Origin of the sequence: Chitinophaga sp. CC14, assembly GCF_048957795.1 — a bacterium.
Lineage (GTDB): Bacteria > Bacteroidota > Bacteroidia > Chitinophagales > Chitinophagaceae > Chitinophaga > Chitinophaga ginsengisegetis.
The window spans coordinates 504,776-520,922 of sequence record NZ_JARBFY010000006.1; the positions used below are offsets into that span (position 1 = coordinate 504,776).

The window sequence follows — 16,147 nt, forward strand, 5'->3', positions numbered from 1 at the left end:
AGGTATGCCTAATATTCAGACAAACGACTTCTGGCTCCGCCTGGATAATGCAGCAAAAATTTATCCGGCTATTAAGGATAAAGAGTTGACCTCTGTTTTCCGCGTAGCTGTTGTATTAAAAGACCGGGTTAAGGCAAAGGCCATGCTGGAAGCCGTTAATGAAATTGAAAACCGTTTCCCCTACTACAAAGTGACACTTAAAGCAGGCTTTTTCTGGTATTACCTCGAACAGCAGCAAGGCCCCATCCCCGTAGAGGCAGATTTACAAACACCCTGCCGCGCCTTCAAAAAACGGGAACTGATGTTCCGCATACTGGTAAAGGAAAATAAAATCAGCGTTGAATTTTCTCATATTCTGACGGATGGCACCGGCGCATTTGAATTTCTGAAGACACTGTTACTGGTGTATTTTGAAAAATGCTGTATTCCACTTGCAGATAAACCGGCGTTTTATGACCCCGGGGAAAAGCCGGCGCCGGAAGAGTATGAAGATGCCTATAGCAGGTATTTTAAAAAGATTGATGCACCGCATATAAAAACGCCCGGCGCCTTTCATGTTCCCTTCTCTTTAAAAGGGAAACCCAGGTTCAGTGTGCTTACAGCCATTATGCCCATAGCCCAGCTTTCCCAAAAGGCAAAGGCGCTGGGAGTGAGCCTTACTGTATATCTCACCGCTGTTTATCTTCACGCACTCCAGCAAATTCATGAGCAGCAACCCCGGCTAAAAAAGAATATCAACAGGAAGATACTACGTATTGAAGTGCCGCTGAACCTGCGTAAACTATATCCCACACAGTCTATGAGAAACTTCTCGCTGTATATCCTTCCACAGATTGATCTGCGGCTGGGACATTACACGTTTGAGGAGATCGTTAAAACAGTGTATCACCAGATGCAACTGGAAACCGACCAGAAACTGATCAATAAAATGATTTCACGCAATGTGGGCGGTGAACGCAATACGCTTGTCAGGAATATCCCGCTTTTCCTGAAATCATTGTTCCTTTCCAGGTTGTATATTATTAGCACAAAACAATACAGTGGCGTGGTCACCAACCTGGGAAAGATAGACCTGGGCGCAGCTGCCAATCAACTGATAGAGCAGTTTATATTCATAGCGCCGCCGCCCAACAAAGTGTTGAGAGTAAATTGCGGCGTTGCCGGGTTTGGCGACAATCTCGTATTAAGCTTTGGTAATATCACTACTTCCAAAGAACTGGAAAGATATTTTCTGACATTTTTGACGCATCAGGGCATCGCTGTTAAAATAATAAATTCATGACCGTATGAAATATTGCAATAACTGTGGCGTAATACTGGAAGATGATATGCAGATATGTCCTTTGTGTGGTTATGAGGCCGGTACAAACAGCGCCAGCCCGGAGCCGGTAGTAACGCAACCGGCTGCAACGCTCACCAGGCAACAAAAGAAACTGGTGTGGGAAATTGTGTCCCTGGTGCTGATTTCCTCCATTATAGCAGCGTTGCTCATCAATCTTATTGTAAATAAAACAATTTCGTGGTCAGAATACCCGGTAGCTGTTTGTCTTACTATTTTCTGCTATGTTTCTTTCTTTGCCTTCTGGTCTGGCAGCAGCGCGGCCCGTATGCTGGGAGGATTTATCACCTCAGCGGTTCTTCTGTTGCTGTTGGATACGTTTACCGGTGGCCTCAGCTGGGCCGCCACCATAGCGATTCCTGTATTACTGGTAGCCAGTCTTATCACCGCCATTTTCCTAAGCATCACCCGGCATACGGTTTCCAAAGGGGTAAATCTTATTGCCTATGCGTTTATTGGCAGCGCGGTATTATGCGTAGCTATTGAAGGCATACTGTCGTTTTACCACACCAGGACGATCCGGCTGGAATGGAGCCTCATTGTTTGTTTATGCGTGCTGTTGGTGGCTATTGCTTTATTATTCCTGCATTTCCGGTTAAAGAAAGGCAGGAGCCTGGAAAAAACTTTTCACCGGTAATTACAGTTTGTAAACCTCGCTGCCCGCCAGCAGGAAACAGCCCAGTCCATAATCTTCAAAGTCGGGGACTTTATCAAAGGTAACAGGCTGACCATCCTTAGGTTCCTTACCAGTGCCCTGCACATACCCCAATCTTCCATCTTTATCGATACAATTTTTCAGGAGGGCATTCCATGCTTTCCGGACAATGGGCAGATAGGTTTTCTTATCGATCAGCCTGTGATTAATGCCCCAGGCCATTCCGTATACGAACAGCGAGGTGCCGGTTAATTCCATTCCGCCATAGTTATCCGCATCATGCAAACTTACATTCCAAAAGCCATCCGGGCGCTGAATGGGAACCAGGGCTTTTAACATATCCCGGTAGTCCTGCAGGTATTCCGCGTAATGCGGATCGGTGGCGGGAAGCAGGTCCAGCGTGCGCACCAGCGCTGCTACTACCCAGCCATTGCCCCTGCTCCAGTAGCAATCTTCCCCGTTTGGCGCTGTATAGGGAGGAACAAAGTCTTTGTCTCTCCACCACAGGTGATCCGCCGGGTTATAAAGACCTTTACCGCCATGATTATATTTCGTGTAGGCGTACATGGTATACATCCTGTTAAAATAGCTGGTATCTTTATAAACCACTCCCAGCCGGGTGTACACGGGCATTGCCATTTGCAGCGCATCAATCCACCACCAGTCGTCCACCTGCTGAGAGGCTTTCATATTATCCATAGCGGCTTTGATATCACGTATGCGTTCTTCTTTTTTGTCGATGAGATAGAGATCGATATAGGTTTGGCCGCAGCATTGATTGTCCGCGTTCCGTACCTCTGTGCCGCCCCAAAGCCCCCACTGATGGCTTTCGCCCCAGGCAACGGCATAATCGTAGTAAGCGGCTTGTTTGTCGATGTTGTACAGCGCCATCAGCCCTTCGTAATAAACGGCCCGGGTCCAGAGATTCGATGGGCGCTCTTTATTGGTAAAGGTAGGCTTACCCGGATCGGGCCATTTCTGCATAAAATACTGATTGGTGAGACGCATGGCCGATAGTACGTCTTTCTTTGCCGGGATCGTTTGTGCAAAGGCAATCTGGCTGATAAAGCATATCGCAATAAACAGGTTTTTCATACGTGGTAATCTATTTAAGAGTCTTCTGACGGGTTAGTATAACTGTCAATTTAACAATTAAAAACAACACCAGCGCGTTTTTCCGGTCATTTTTTTTACGGTCTGGTATGGGGATTGTTGTAAGTTTGATCCATAAGTTCACCGTATAAATTCTTCCCCATATGAAACAAAGCGCCGGCATTTTGCTTCTCCGTTCTGCGGACAACGGGCCTGAGTTTTTCCTGGTACATCCGGGCGGACCTTTTTTTGCGAAGAAAGACGCCGGCTGGTGGACGGTTCCCAAAGGAGAAATTATGCCTGGAGAAGATCCGCTAAATACTGCTGTCAGGGAGTTTGTAGAAGAAACCGGTTATAAGCCGGCTCCTCCTTTCACCCGGCTTACCTCCATTACACAAAAGGGCGGCAAACAGGTACATTGCTGGGCCGCCTTCGGCAACCCCGATCCTGCGAAAATAGTAAGCAATACATTTGAAATAGAGTGGCCGCCTAAAAGCGGGAAACATAAAACCTATCCCGAAATAGATAAGGCCGGTTGGTTTACCTCGCAGGAAGCCGTAAAGCTGATTAATGAAAAACAGGTGCCGTTTTTGGAAGAAGTATTGCAGTTGGGATTTACGGCCTTATAAAACCCGCCGGGCTTCGCTGTTTATACGATAGTATTGAGCACCCCTCCATCTGCGCGAAGCGCCGCCCCGTTTGTAGCTACCGACAAAGGACTGGCAAGATAAGCCACCAGGCTGGCGATTTCAGACGGATCAATAAACCGTTGCAATAGTGAGTTTGGAATCAGTGTTTTAACAAGACCGGCCTTCACCTGCTCCACGCTGCAGTTTTGCGCTTCCGCAATTTGTTCTACTGTACCAGCCACGCCTTCGGAGTAAGTGGGACCTCCGAGGATAGTATTTACCGTAACCCCGGTATTTTTAGTCAGCTCGGCAAGACCACGGCTCACAGCCAGCATGGCGGTTTTAGTAGTGCCGTAATGGATCATGTTTCCCGGAACATGAATACCGGATTCACTGCTGATGAAAACAATTCTGCCCTGGTTCTTCTCCAGCATTTTGGGTAACAATCGCCTCGACAAGCGGATACCACTCAATACATTGATCTCAAAAATTCTCAGCCAGTCTTCATCCCGGATATCCGCAAATTCTTTCAGTTCAAATATACCAACATTGTTTATTAAAATATCGATATCCGGAAGCGCGTCCAATAACCTGTTCACTTCCGCTTCGCTGCCAAAGTCAGCTGATATACCGGAAACTTTTGCTGCCGGTATTTCTTTCTTCAGCTTTTCCACTGCCATAGCCACCTTCTCCGGTGTTCTTCCGTTGATAACCACTGCCGCTCCTTCCTGCAATAATAATCTGGCAATGGCAAAGCCAATGCCCTGTGTTGATCCGCTGACAAAAGCTGTTTTTGATGTTAACTGTAAATCCATGCGTGTGTTGTTATTTTAATGGCGAAGAAATTATATTTTGTGTTGATCATTACAAAAATCGGTAAAAAAATCAGCGGAGGATTTCCAGCTGCATTTCAATTTGTTTAAGGAGTATTTTATTATCAGGATACATACGCCTGGTAACGTTTAACCCGTTCCAGAGTGTAACCAGGTAACGGCCCAGGATCACCGGGTCGGTTTGATTTTGCATGGTGCCGTTTTTCTGCGCACGGCGGATGGCTTTGGTGTAAAGCTGCTCTACTTCTTTGAGGATCGTTACGGCTTCTTCTTCGAGGTCTTTATCAAGAGAGGCCATTTCCACCACGGTATTAACGATTATACAGCCCTGCAGGTGCGTTTCCCGGTCGGCCCGGGCCATACTGCGAAAGAAATCCCTGATCAGCTCCATGGGTGCATCACTTTGGTTAAGCGCGGTTTCAAACTCCCTGAATGCATCCCGGCGCTGCTGAATGGCTTTCCGGAACAGCTCCTTCTTTCCACCTTTAAAAGCATTATAAAAACTTCCGCTGCCCATACCCATCGCGGTGAGTATATCCTCCAGGGAAGTAGCGGTATATCCTTTTGTCCAAAACACTTTCTGCGCTTTCATCAGCACATCTTTGTCGTCATATATGGCCGGTCGTCCTCTCATACAATAACAATTTTGTATTAATCACTACAAAAATAGATATTTTATCGAAACTACCATCCTTCTCTCTAAAATTTTAATGTTTGAAATATTTCCACAGGTAAGCAGCAACGTTTTTAATTAACACCTGCGCTTCGTTATCATCTGTCCACCGCTGATCTTTATTATTTTTGGTACCCACGTAAAAAACATATTCCCCGCGTGGTTCGTTTACCAGTATCACTTCAGACCTGGACGCATCCAGTGAACCGGTTTTATGGGCGGCCTGTACATAAGGCGGAATAGCCGACAGGCCCGTTTCATCGTAGTATCCATGTGTCATTAACCGGTACATTCTTTCGGAAGCGGCTTTGCTGATCACCTCTCCATTACGGATTTTCACCAGCAGGGTAGCCATTTCGCGGGGGGTAGTCATGCCCCAGCCGTATACCTTCCAGATCTCCGCGCGCCCGGGAGTGCGGGAATTCACCCGGGTAACCGCAAGCCCATACTGCTCCATCAGCTCATTAATACGCTGCCCCCCTCCTGCCAGCGACTGGTTCCAGATGGACGCAGTATTATCGCTGTAAGACATCATCAGCGCCAGCAATACACTCAATTCTGTAGCGGTGCTGTCTTTAAAGAACTGCATCAGCCCCGATCCGCCATATTTAATAGAATCCCGGTAAATCAGCGGCTGATGATACTTCAGCTCGCCTTTCTCAATTTTATCAAATATGCCCACGAGAATAGGAATTTTCACAATGCTGGCCGTAGGGAAAATAGTGTCGGCATTGATAGCTGCATACCTGCCGGTTCTCAGGTTCTTCACATAGATCCCCACATCGCCATGAAACCCGGTGATGAGATCTTTCAACCCCTTTTCAAGTTTATGGTCCTGCTGCGCGAAAGCAAGTACAGGAGTTAATATCAGTAGCAGCAACCATTTGTGCATATAAGGAAATGTTTGCTTTAAGTTATAAAACCCTTTTGAAAACAACTAATCACCCGTAACAATTGTAACAATCATCCAGGAAACACGTCCTGATGCCTTATTCTTTAAGCTTAATGCCTTTTGTACTATAAAAATGGCAGAAACACCCCCGGAAGATTTCACAAATTACCACCCTGTTTAATAAGTTTATGGACTATTTTTGAGACGCTGATGAGCATTCCAAAAGAATGCTACCTCTTTACAAATACGGCACCATCAAAAAGAAAAGCTATTAAACATAAAACTGTTAGTTATGAAAACAAAAAAGATCTGGGCCAATTTCGGTGTTCAGGATTTGGAACGAACCACTACATTCTATAAACAACTTGGATTTAAATCAAACGGAGCGTCGGAACAACTGACCAGCTTCTTCTTTGGTGAAGAAAACTTTATCATCCATTTCTTTTTGAAGGATATACTTGAACCCGCCATGATGGGACCGATCATTGATACCAAAGCAGGGAATGAAATTATATTTACTCTTTCTGCTGATACTAAGGAAGAGGTTAATAATTGGGAGAAAGAAGTACAGCAGGCCGGCGGAACAATTGTTTCCAGGCCGGAAGAGTTTGGAAAGGGTTATTATGGTTTCGTGTTTGCTGATCCTGATGGCCATAAGTTCAATGTATTTCACATGTAGTATCAATATTGGCAAACGCCATTAGATTTGAAAACTTTTTCTTACCTTAATGAAGTATCCCTCAAAAGTAAACCATCTGCTATGAACCAAGCAAATAGCAAATCATCCTCCAATCAATCTCAGGGGCGTTCTGTTGCCGGAAACCTCGCTGGACCAGGTGGCATATCCCTGCCGGCAGTATCCACCCAATTTCCAGCACAACAAGTAGTTCAGCGTGTGTATGACGGCTCCCGGAGTATGGAGGATAAAAAAGTGAAGGACCTGCTCAAAGACCTGGCTGAAATGTTTGAAGGATTAAATAATGAACGTTCTGAAGAATACAAGAAATTTAAGAAGATGATCGAATCAGGAAAGGATTATGATCAAATGGAAATCACTAACGTACTATTGGGAGAGGCTACGATAGAAGAAGAGAAAGAAAAGCATAACAGCTCTGACGAGGAGGAAGAAGACTCGAACGAAGAAGGTGAAGAAGGTGAAGAAAACGAAGACTGGGAAGAAGAAGAGCAGGACTTTTATGATTACCAGGAACCCGTGGAAAAGGAGAAAGAAAGCAGTAAAGCGGAAGTGAAGGATGAAGGGGAAAAATTTGTCATTGTAAAACCGATCACCACTGATTTTAAAGCAGTGGTACTTTGGGCTGGTACTCAGCTAACAGAATTTCAGATAACAGCCATCAAAAACGCCGCAATAAGCCATTCCGACCCTGATGTGGATCAGGGCAGTGCAGAGGGGTGGTCAAAAACCGTCTTTAGTAAAGTACAATTTGATCCGGATGACTTAATTAACAATTTTCACAAAGGAAACGTCAAAGAAAGCGGGGTACAACAGGCCGTGGAACAGGAAAGCATACATGCTAAACAAATAAACGACATCGTTAAAATATTAGGCGCCCTGGGAGCGCATGTACAGGTATTCCGTCCCGCTGATAACCTTTTGATCCGACGGGAAAATCCCTATATTCAAAATAGCTGGATACCATATGCAGGGGATTTTTCCAATGTTCAGCCATTTATTGACAAATCCGCTAAAACGATCCTCGTTACTGTCGGGCATGGATTCCCTACGGGCAGAACCAACTTCCCGGCACAAGGCATGCTGCTGCAATCCGAAATCCAGCAAAAATTAAAGCTCCCGTCAGACGGAAATGCGGTCATGTATATTCCCTTACAGTGCTATCCCGGCATGGCGGTTAGGGAAGGCTCAGAGATAGGTTGGCATTCCCGGAGTATTCCCTCCGACCAGGTATCCAGTGATGGCGAAATGCGGCAATGGGTAGAGCGGCAATTATTAAAAGAAGTATACCAATGGTTGGGAGGTTAAAGATTACTAAGTTCAAGTGCTTCCTTACTATACTTTAAATAGGTAACACGCACTTTAGCTCCTGTTTCGTAACGATAATAATCAGCTTTCTTAACCGGAATTCTGAATTTCTCACCTTTATGCCGTCCTGCAAAAGTGAGCATATATTCGTCATTTTCTGTTTTGTGACGGCTGATAATTACGCTTGACAGTTTGTTTTTCCCATGCCTGATATCTTTCTCCCAATTCTTTTTGAAATTTCTGAATGTCAACCAGACAATTAAATAGAAGAAGCTGAACATGGCAAATCCTGCAAAAACAAACAACACATAGTATCGGAAATTGATTAATTCGTTTTGTATAAAATAATAAGCAATCGCCATTATCAAAAGTGTACCGGCCATCAAAATACCTGTTGTATTCTTAAAAAATTCTCTCCGTTGCTTATCAATGTGTGCTATCTCTTCATCACTTAAAGGAATGTTCTCTTGTAATACTATTTGTAAATAGTCAATGGGGATATTAGTCATGTAGTGTTAATTCAGGTTTGCCTGTATGGTCGCTTATCTGTCCTGAAATAAAGATACATAAAGTTTCTAAAGTGAGCATTTTCAATAATTGCGCACATAAGATATACCCGATACTTCCCGGATGCCTCGGCGATGCGTCGGACCTGGATACCCCATGGACTATCCATGCACTATCTATACTGTTCCCATGCACTCCTCATGCACTCCTCATGCACTATTAATGCACTATCCATGCACTATCCTCCCTTCATATGGGTGAGATCGCTTTCTCGTACTCCTGTTTCGTTAACCGGTATTGATAAACGGTTTTATAAACATCATCTACTTTATACTGGTCTACCAGCTCCCCTTCTTTTACCAGGCCGTTATTGATTAAAGTCCTTTCCGATGCACGGTTATCTGTAAAAACAGTAGCAAAAATTTTATGGAGATGCAGGGTTCCGAATCCAAATTTCAGGACTTCTTTCACCGCTTCCGTCATCAGTCCTTTGCCCCAGAATGGCTCCCCGATCCAGTAGCCTAATTCGGCATGGTTATGCCGGGTATCGATACGCAATCCTATTGCACCAATAAACTCGCTGAGTTCTTTTAAATTAATAGCAAAAACCACCCGTTCCCCGCTCGCATAGGCTTTTATCGCAAGATCTATCCAAAACGCCGCATCTCCCTCTTTATAGGGATACGTGATATTCAATATATTTTCGGAGATCTTCTTGTTATTGGCATACCTGACTAAGGCGTTCAGGTCATCTGTGGCTACTTTTCGCAGTTTTAACCTGTTGGTATACAGTTCAGGAAATGTTTTCATAGTGGTGCTTACCTGTTACAGTGTGCAAATATAGCAGATATGCGTTTACATTTTTTCGTATTTTCTGATAGAAAAATGAAGGCCCGAAGGATTCCTGGTACCCCCTTCACCCGTTTTAAATAAAATCACGTCTCTAATAGATATCAAATGCTACGTTATGAAGCTAATTCCACCCAAATGGAGTCCTTTCCTGCAAGGACTGCTGCTCTTCTTTTGGCTTAACCAGCCGGTTGTTTTTGCGCAGGGGCAGAAACAGGTAACCCTGAAAAGCGGGAATGCCGCCATCAGCCTGGCAGACATCTTCAAAGCCATCCGGCAGCAAACCGGTTACACCGTTTTTTACAACAACCTTATCCTGAACGATAAGGAAAAGATGAAAGTGGACTTCAACAGAAGCGATTTACCTGCCGTACTTAATACAGTATTGAAAGATAAAAATATCGAGTGGACATTTAACGATACTTATATTATTCTGAAGAAGAAAGATAATGCCGCTTCACCTTCTCCTAAACAGGAAAAGCTGCAGGGCCGGGTTACAGACGATACCGGCCAGCCCTTAGCCAGGGCATCGGTGCGGATTAAAAACACCACCGCAGCGGCGCTTACAGATGCCAACGGCAACTTCTCCATCGCCCTGCCGGAACCCTCCGGCATTTTACAGATCGGCTTTATCGGGTATGAACCGCTGGAAGTACCGGTTAACGACCTGCGCTTCCAGGATATAAAACTAAAGCCCTCCAACAGCGGCCTTAATGAAGTAATTGTGATCGGCTATGGCACCACCACCCGCAGGGACCTCACCGGATCCGTAGGCAAGGCCAATGTGGAAGACATGCAGAAAGCCCCCGTAGCCTCTTTCGACCAGGCTCTGGCCGGGCGCATTGCCGGCGTGGAAGTAAGCTCCAACGACGGGCAGCCCGGCGCGGCCTCCAAAATTGTGGTAAGAGGAAGCTCCGTGAGCCAGGATGGTTCTCCCCTGTTTGTAATAGATGGCTTCCCCATTGAAAACATGGATATCAACTCCATCAACCCTAATGATATCGCCTCCCTGGAAGTACTGAAAGATGCGTCTTCTATCGCCATTTACGGTGCAAGAGGCGCCAACGGCGTTATCATCATCAATACAAAAAGAGGAAAACCCGGGCCGCCAAGAGTTACCTACAGCTATGCGCTGGGCATGCAGCAAATCACAAAGAAAATGGAAATGCTCAGTCCCTACGAATTTGTAAAACTGCAGCTCGAACTGGACAGCGTGGCAAGTACCCCCGGCACACCCGTTAATACCAATGCACGCATCTACCTAGATCCGGCACATGGCATTACGCTTGACTCCTACAAGAACAATCCCGGGTACGACTGGCAGGACCTGCTGGTGCGAACCGGGCTTACACAAAGCCACTCCCTGAATATCAGCGCGGGTACGGCAGATACGCGGTACTCAATCAGCGGCTCCTACTACGATCAGAAAGGAATTATCATCAACACCGGCATGAAAAGATATGATGGCAAATTCACGCTCGATCAACGGCTGAATAAAAATCTCCGGATGGGCATCACCGCCGGGTATTCCAATTCTTCTTCCTACGGCACCATACCCGCCGCGGCTGCCAGTGGCGGCGTAGTACAGGGTATGTGGCAATACCGGCCCGTTTCCGGCGTGGGTAACCAGGATCTGCTCAATGAGGTGATCGACAGCCTCGCGCTGGAAGACTTCAACAACGGCACTTCCACTGCCACCCTGGGAAACAACCTGGTAAACCCATTGCTGCAGGCGCAGAACGAATACCGGAAAAACATCAACAACACCGGTACTATTAATGCTTTTCTCGAATATACTTTCCTGAAGAAATTCAGGTTGAAAATCTCCGGCGGCTATAACGCCACCAACCTGAAGTCTGAAACCTTCTATAATTCACAAACCCAACAGGGTAATTTATTTAAGAACAAAGCAGGTGCAATACCTAATGTGAACGGGATTAACGGTACTATCAACAATCAGCTGAACAGTAATTATCTTAGTGAAAATATCCTGAACTATAAAACCACTATCGGGAAAAAACATGTGATTGATGCGCTGGCAGGTTTCACTTATCAATACGCCACAAACAACTATACCGGTTTCAGATCCATCAATGTGCCACAGTCGACCGAATACCTGGGCATTAAAAGCATTGGCGGCGGCACCGCCGCTTCACCCAATGCAGGCGGCTCCCGCTGGCAGCTGTTCTCTTTCTTAGGCCGCCTGAATTATGCCTATGAAGATAAATACCTGTTCACCGCCACTGCACGGTCCGATGGTTCTTCAAAATTTGCTGCGGGCAAACAATGGGGATACTTTCCCTCCGGCGCTTTTGCCTGGAGGTTTACGGAAGAGTCTTTCGCAGCAGGCTTGCGGTCGATACTAAATGATGGTAAGTTCCGGGCCAGTTACGGCAGCGTGGGCAACAACAAAGTGGGCGACTTCAGCTACCTGGCTACACTGGCCGGCGGCACACAGTTTGGCTATCCGTTCAACAACTCCTATACGAGAGGTACCGTACCTTTTGGAAACGGTAACGCCAACCTCACCTGGGAAACCACTACAGAACTGGATCTTGGACTGAACCTCAGCTTCTTCAACGACCGCATCTCTATAGATGCTGATTACTACAACCGGAAAACAAAAAACTTCCTGCTGCTGGTGCAAATTCCTTACTTCGCCGGTTATAGTATCACTTCTTTCAATACCCAATACCAGAACACCGGGGAAATCAGCAATAAAGGTTTTGAACTCACCATCAATACCATAAATATCAAAGGAAAAGACTTCAACTGGAACAGTAGTTTCAATATCAGTTTTAATAAAGGAAAGATCGTTAAATTTTATGATGGCTTTGAAGTAATGCAAACACGTTACGATCTTCCTGGTGGCAACAGCACCACCGGCTGGATTGCCAAAGTAGATGCGCCCATCTCCCAGTTCTATGGCTACAAATGGGCCGGTGTGTACCAGTACGATGATTTTGTGAAACAAGGCAATGGCGCCTATATCCTGAAAAACGGCGTACCCGGCTATTCCCCTAATATTCAGCCCGGCGATCCCAAATACAAAGATATCAACGGCGATGGCGTAGTGGACGCCAACGATCAAACTACGCTGGGTAGTCCGCTCCCTATTCATACCGGTGGGTTCTCCAATAATTTTAACTACAAAAATTTCTACCTGAATATTTTCCTGCAATGGAGTTATGGCAATGAAATACTGAATACGAACAGGATGGCCTTTGCTTCCACCGGCAGCTATTTCCCGAATGGCAACCAGTTTGCAGAATATGCCAACCGGTGGACACCAACCAATCCTACCAACGACGTGCCCAGGGCCATGGCCAACAACAAAGGCGATGCCGGCAGCTCTACGCCGAAGGTAACCTCCCGCTACATAGAAGATGGCTCCTTCCTGCGGCTCAAAACTATTTCGCTGGGGTACGACCTGCCACAGGAACTGATCCGGCGCGCAGGCTTCAAAGGATTGAGGGCATATGTATCAGCACAGAATATTTTCACCATCACCAAATACTCCGGTATTGATCCGGAGGTGTCGTCTTTCAGGGTGCAAAACCCTGCCAATGCACCGGGAAACACTCCCGGCGTTACCGCCACCAGCGGTACCGGCTATACGTTCCTGCAACCAAGCAGCAGTTACTCCGCCTTATCCGGTGGACTCGATTATACGGCTTATCCACGCGCATTTACACTCAGTTTTGGTATTACCGCTACTTTCTGATTCCATGTTTAAAATGTTGTTATGAAAAACTTGCAGCAATTACTACTTCCACTCATATGCATACTCGCAGCTTCCTGTAAAATGGATGTAAGCCTCGATCCGCCCACCTTCCGCCCTATCACGTTTACCACCGAAGCGCAGCTGGATGAACAGGTAGCCGGGATGTATAATATCCTCCAGCAGGACCCCGTGTACGGCTTTGGGTTATGGGGCTACATTAACGCCGGCGCCGATGAAAGCTTCCGCAGCAACGCCAGTTACACCGTTACGCTCACGGAGTTTTATCATATCAGTAATACCGAACAGAATGTACTGCTGCTATGGCGGAATCTATACAAGGGTATTGAAGATGCCAACGTGATCCTCGATGTGGCCGACAAACCACAGATGGATGAAACAAAACGTTCGCAGATTAAAGGACAGGCCCGCTTCCTGAGGGCTTATTATTTCTACCTGCTGGTGACGCACTTCGGGGATGTGCCGCTTAAAACAATGCTGGCCACAGACCTGGGTACTAATTATAATCTCCCCCGTACCCCGTCAAAAGATATTTATGATTTTATTGTGAAAGAAATGATAGCAGCCGATAGCCTCGTGCCTAAAATGGCACAGGTAAACACGCCCAGCATTGTTACACAATCTGCCGTGGAAGCCATTCTTGCAAGGGTGTATCTCAAAATGGCAGGTAACCCCCTGAATGATGTGGCGCGTTATAAAGACGCCCTGTTCTGGGCGCAAAAGCTGATCAACTCAAATACGCACAGTTTAATTAGTTCACCGCATCCGCTTTATCCCACTACCCCGGCATATGCCCGCCTTTTCATTAACAAAATGCAGAACAATATGAATGATAACGGCACTTCAGAAAGTATCTGGGATGCCGCATTCTTATCCAAATCAAATGTTACCGGCAACTATGCAGGCACCGGCTACCTGGTTACGCAACAGCTGGGCGCTGTAATGGGCGTGTATTGCCCTGATGCAGGTATTACAGGCGTGAATGGTTACTCGCCCGGCACCTACCGGGTACATCCGGGCTTATACAACCTGTATGGCCCCGGCGATCAGCGAAGGGATTGGGCCGTTGCGCCTTATGTGTATAAAAGCGCCGCCACTACCCGGTATTACACACTCACCGTAAACATCAGCGGCGATGGTACCGGCGCTACCGCCACCGCCTATACGAATGCACAGGGCGCTATCACATCTGTGGTGATAGACAATCCCGGCAGTGGCTACACTTCGGCGCCAACTATCAGCTTTACTTCTTACGGCACCAATTCATCTACCAACCCATCTGTTACTGCGCCCAATGAAGCCGTAGCTACCGCCACCGTAAGCGGCGGCAAACTCACCGCTATCAATGTGGTATCCGGTGGAGTGGGTTATCCAACAACCTACGACCGCTGTGTAGGTAAATGGAGAAGGGAATATGAAATTAACCTGCCGCCAAGCCGCCTGCAGAATAATACTTCCTGCAACTTCCCCATCGTGCGTTATGCAGATGTACTATTGATGGCAGCTGAAGCGGAGCTGAAAGCCAATGGCAGCGCAGGCGCTACCGCGCTGGAATATTATAACCAGGTAAGACGACGCGCTTACGGCTACCCGCCCAACACACCTGTGCCGGGCTTTGATGCCACCACGCTCACCATGCAGGATATCATGGATGAACGCTCCCGTGAACTGTGCTTTGAAGGCATACGCCGGCAGGACCTGATACGCTGGGGCAGGATGACGCAGGCCATGCAACAGGTGCTTACCAACAACGACAACTACGCGCCCACCAACTACGTTACGCCCGCAGGCGTGGCTGCTACCAATTTCCTGGTTGATCCTCAAAAGTATTCGCTGTTGCCGATTCCCGGCGGTGAAATAGTACTGGACCAGGTATTAACACAAAACCCCGGATGGCAATAAAAAAAACTGATTAAACAAAATAGTATGAGATCCATTATATATTACTTCCTCGCTGCTGTTATGTTTACCGGCTGCCGCAGAAACGAAGCAACCATGCCGGAGTTCAACGTGAACACCGATCAGCTGGCCTACAAGGCAGGCGACACCATTACATTTTATCTGTCCGGTAACGCCGGCGCTATTGTTTTCTTCTCCGGCGAAGCCGGTAAAGCATATGAGAACCGTAACCGGAAGTCGATGCCCGGAGTGGAACGCCTCGTATTCCAAACATCCATGCAGCAAGGCCCGGTGCCGCCAAAGCCTTGCCCGGATTCCCTGCAGCTGCTGATTTCTACCAACCTGGAAGGCTATGACGCGGAACATATCAGCAAAGCTACCTGGACAAATATCTCCAGCCGCAACAGCAAATGGCCCAAGTCGCTGGCCACCAGCTTTACCACCTCCGACTCTATCGATATATCAGATTTCAATAAGGCAGATAAAGTGAACATCGCCTTCCGCGTGCTGAATAAAAAAACCGGCGTGATGCCGCAAAGAAAATGGGTGATACAAAGCTTTTCCCTCTATAATTTCTTACCCGACAGCACCAGCACACCATTGTTTACAAATTTTGCCAACACCGGCTGGGTACAGGCCAGCCTGCTTAACAACAACGAACCGGGAACCGCTGAAAACAACTATGTAGGCTTCAACGCCTGGAACGTAGGCACCTGGGGCGTTTCTGCGGCCGACAGCGTACGGAACAGTAATGGCATTCCTATCAGGAACGGCTACCCGGTTACGTTCAATCCCGGTACTAATATTGATAATGATGATAACGACGACTGGCTCATTACTTCGTCTATCGACTTAAAAACTACCAAACCTGATGTGGGTGTGGTAGTGCAGAATGAAGTAGCACTGAAATCGGCCACCTACAAATATGCTTTCAAAAAAGCAGGTACGTACCAGGTGACCTTTGTTGCTACTAATAACAGCCTGGAAGACAGTAAGAGCCAGGTGAAACAGCTGACATTAAAAATTCTACCCTGA

14 protein-coding genes are annotated in these 16,147 nt (G+C 46.7%); 8 read left to right on the forward strand and 6 right to left on the reverse strand.

The window, feature by feature from the left end:
• Positions 1 to 4: 4 nt before the first annotated feature.
• Both PV783_RS32525 and PV783_RS32530 read left to right on the forward strand, forming a co-directional pair.
• Positions 5 to 1,282, forward strand: a complete 1,278-nt coding sequence (locus tag PV783_RS32525; protein WP_420990917.1) for a hypothetical protein — start codon at positions 5 to 7, stop codon at positions 1,280 to 1,282.
• A gap of 4 nt (positions 1,283 to 1,286) precedes the next feature.
• Positions 1,287 to 1,976, forward strand: a complete 690-nt coding sequence (locus PV783_RS32530; protein WP_420990918.1) for a DUF6320 domain-containing protein — start codon at positions 1,287 to 1,289, stop codon at positions 1,974 to 1,976.
• Here the strand turns inward: PV783_RS32530 and PV783_RS32535 are convergent, their stop codons facing one another.
• Positions 1,977 to 3,089, reverse strand: a complete 1,113-nt coding sequence (locus PV783_RS32535) for a glycoside hydrolase family 88 protein (RefSeq protein ID WP_420990919.1) — start codon at positions 3,087 to 3,089, stop codon at positions 1,977 to 1,979.
• A gap of 161 nt (positions 3,090 to 3,250) precedes the next feature.
• Between PV783_RS32535 and PV783_RS32540 the strand changes: the two genes are divergently transcribed.
• Positions 3,251 to 3,715 carry an NUDIX domain-containing protein gene (locus PV783_RS32540; protein WP_420990920.1) on the forward strand — a complete coding sequence of 155 codons (465 nt, stop codon included), beginning with the start codon at positions 3,251 to 3,253 and terminating at the stop codon, positions 3,713 to 3,715.
• A 20-nt stretch (positions 3,716 to 3,735) separates the two neighbouring features.
• Here the strand turns inward: PV783_RS32540 and PV783_RS32545 are convergent, their stop codons facing one another.
• The 3 genes from PV783_RS32545 to PV783_RS32555 all read right to left on the reverse strand — a co-directional run bounded on the left by PV783_RS32545 (position 3,736) and on the right by PV783_RS32555 (position 6,113).
• Positions 3,736 to 4,530, reverse strand: a complete 795-nt coding sequence (locus PV783_RS32545; RefSeq protein ID WP_420990921.1) for an SDR family NAD(P)-dependent oxidoreductase — start codon at positions 4,528 to 4,530, stop codon at positions 3,736 to 3,738.
• A gap of 70 nt (positions 4,531 to 4,600) precedes the next feature.
• On the reverse strand, positions 4,601 to 5,182 hold the full coding sequence (locus tag PV783_RS32550) for a TetR/AcrR family transcriptional regulator (RefSeq protein ID WP_420990922.1): 582 nt from the start codon (positions 5,180 to 5,182) through the stop codon (positions 4,601 to 4,603).
• A 73-nt stretch (positions 5,183 to 5,255) separates the two neighbouring features.
• Positions 5,256 to 6,113: a serine hydrolase gene (locus PV783_RS32555; RefSeq protein ID WP_420990923.1), complete on the reverse strand. Its 858-nt coding sequence runs from the start codon at positions 6,111 to 6,113 to the stop codon at positions 5,256 to 5,258.
• A 292-nt stretch (positions 6,114 to 6,405) separates the two neighbouring features.
• On the opposite strand from PV783_RS32555, the gene PV783_RS32560 reads away from it, so the two are divergent.
• Positions 6,406 to 6,792: a VOC family protein gene (locus PV783_RS32560; RefSeq protein ID WP_420990924.1), complete on the forward strand. Its 387-nt coding sequence runs from the start codon at positions 6,406 to 6,408 to the stop codon at positions 6,790 to 6,792.
• A gap of 81 nt (positions 6,793 to 6,873) precedes the next feature.
• Positions 6,874 to 8,115: a hypothetical protein gene (locus PV783_RS32565; protein ID WP_420990925.1), complete on the forward strand. Its 1,242-nt coding sequence runs from the start codon at positions 6,874 to 6,876 to the stop codon at positions 8,113 to 8,115.
• Here the strand turns inward: PV783_RS32565 and PV783_RS32570 are convergent.
• Both PV783_RS32570 and PV783_RS32575 read right to left on the reverse strand, forming a co-directional pair.
• Positions 8,112 to 8,624, reverse strand: coding sequence for a hypothetical protein (locus PV783_RS32570; protein WP_420990926.1), 513 nt, complete (start codon positions 8,622 to 8,624; stop codon positions 8,112 to 8,114). The two genes, PV783_RS32565 and PV783_RS32570, sit on opposite strands and share 4 nt — an antisense overlap.
• A 247-nt stretch (positions 8,625 to 8,871) precedes the next feature.
• Positions 8,872 to 9,432 (reverse strand): GNAT family N-acetyltransferase, encoded by a 561-nt coding sequence (locus PV783_RS32575; protein WP_420990927.1) that lies wholly within the window; start codon positions 9,430 to 9,432, stop codon positions 8,872 to 8,874.
• 157 nt (positions 9,433 to 9,589) lie between these two features.
• On the opposite strand from PV783_RS32575, the gene PV783_RS32580 reads away from it, so the two are divergent.
• The 3 genes from PV783_RS32580 to PV783_RS32590 are packed head-to-tail and all read left to right on the forward strand — an operon-like array spanning position 9,590 to position 16,147.
• Entirely contained in the window at positions 9,590 to 13,195 is a 3,606-nt protein-coding gene (locus tag PV783_RS32580; protein WP_420990928.1) for a SusC/RagA family TonB-linked outer membrane protein, read from the forward strand.
• 21 nt (positions 13,196 to 13,216) lie between these two features.
• A complete protein-coding gene (locus tag PV783_RS32585; protein ID WP_363436620.1) occupies positions 13,217 to 15,115 on the forward strand; it encodes a RagB/SusD family nutrient uptake outer membrane protein in 1,899 nt (632 codons plus the stop codon).
• 24 nt (positions 15,116 to 15,139) lie between these two features.
• Complete coding sequence (locus tag PV783_RS32590) at positions 15,140 to 16,147, forward strand: DUF5017 domain-containing protein (RefSeq protein WP_420990929.1); 1,008 nt, start codon at positions 15,140 to 15,142, stop codon at positions 16,145 to 16,147.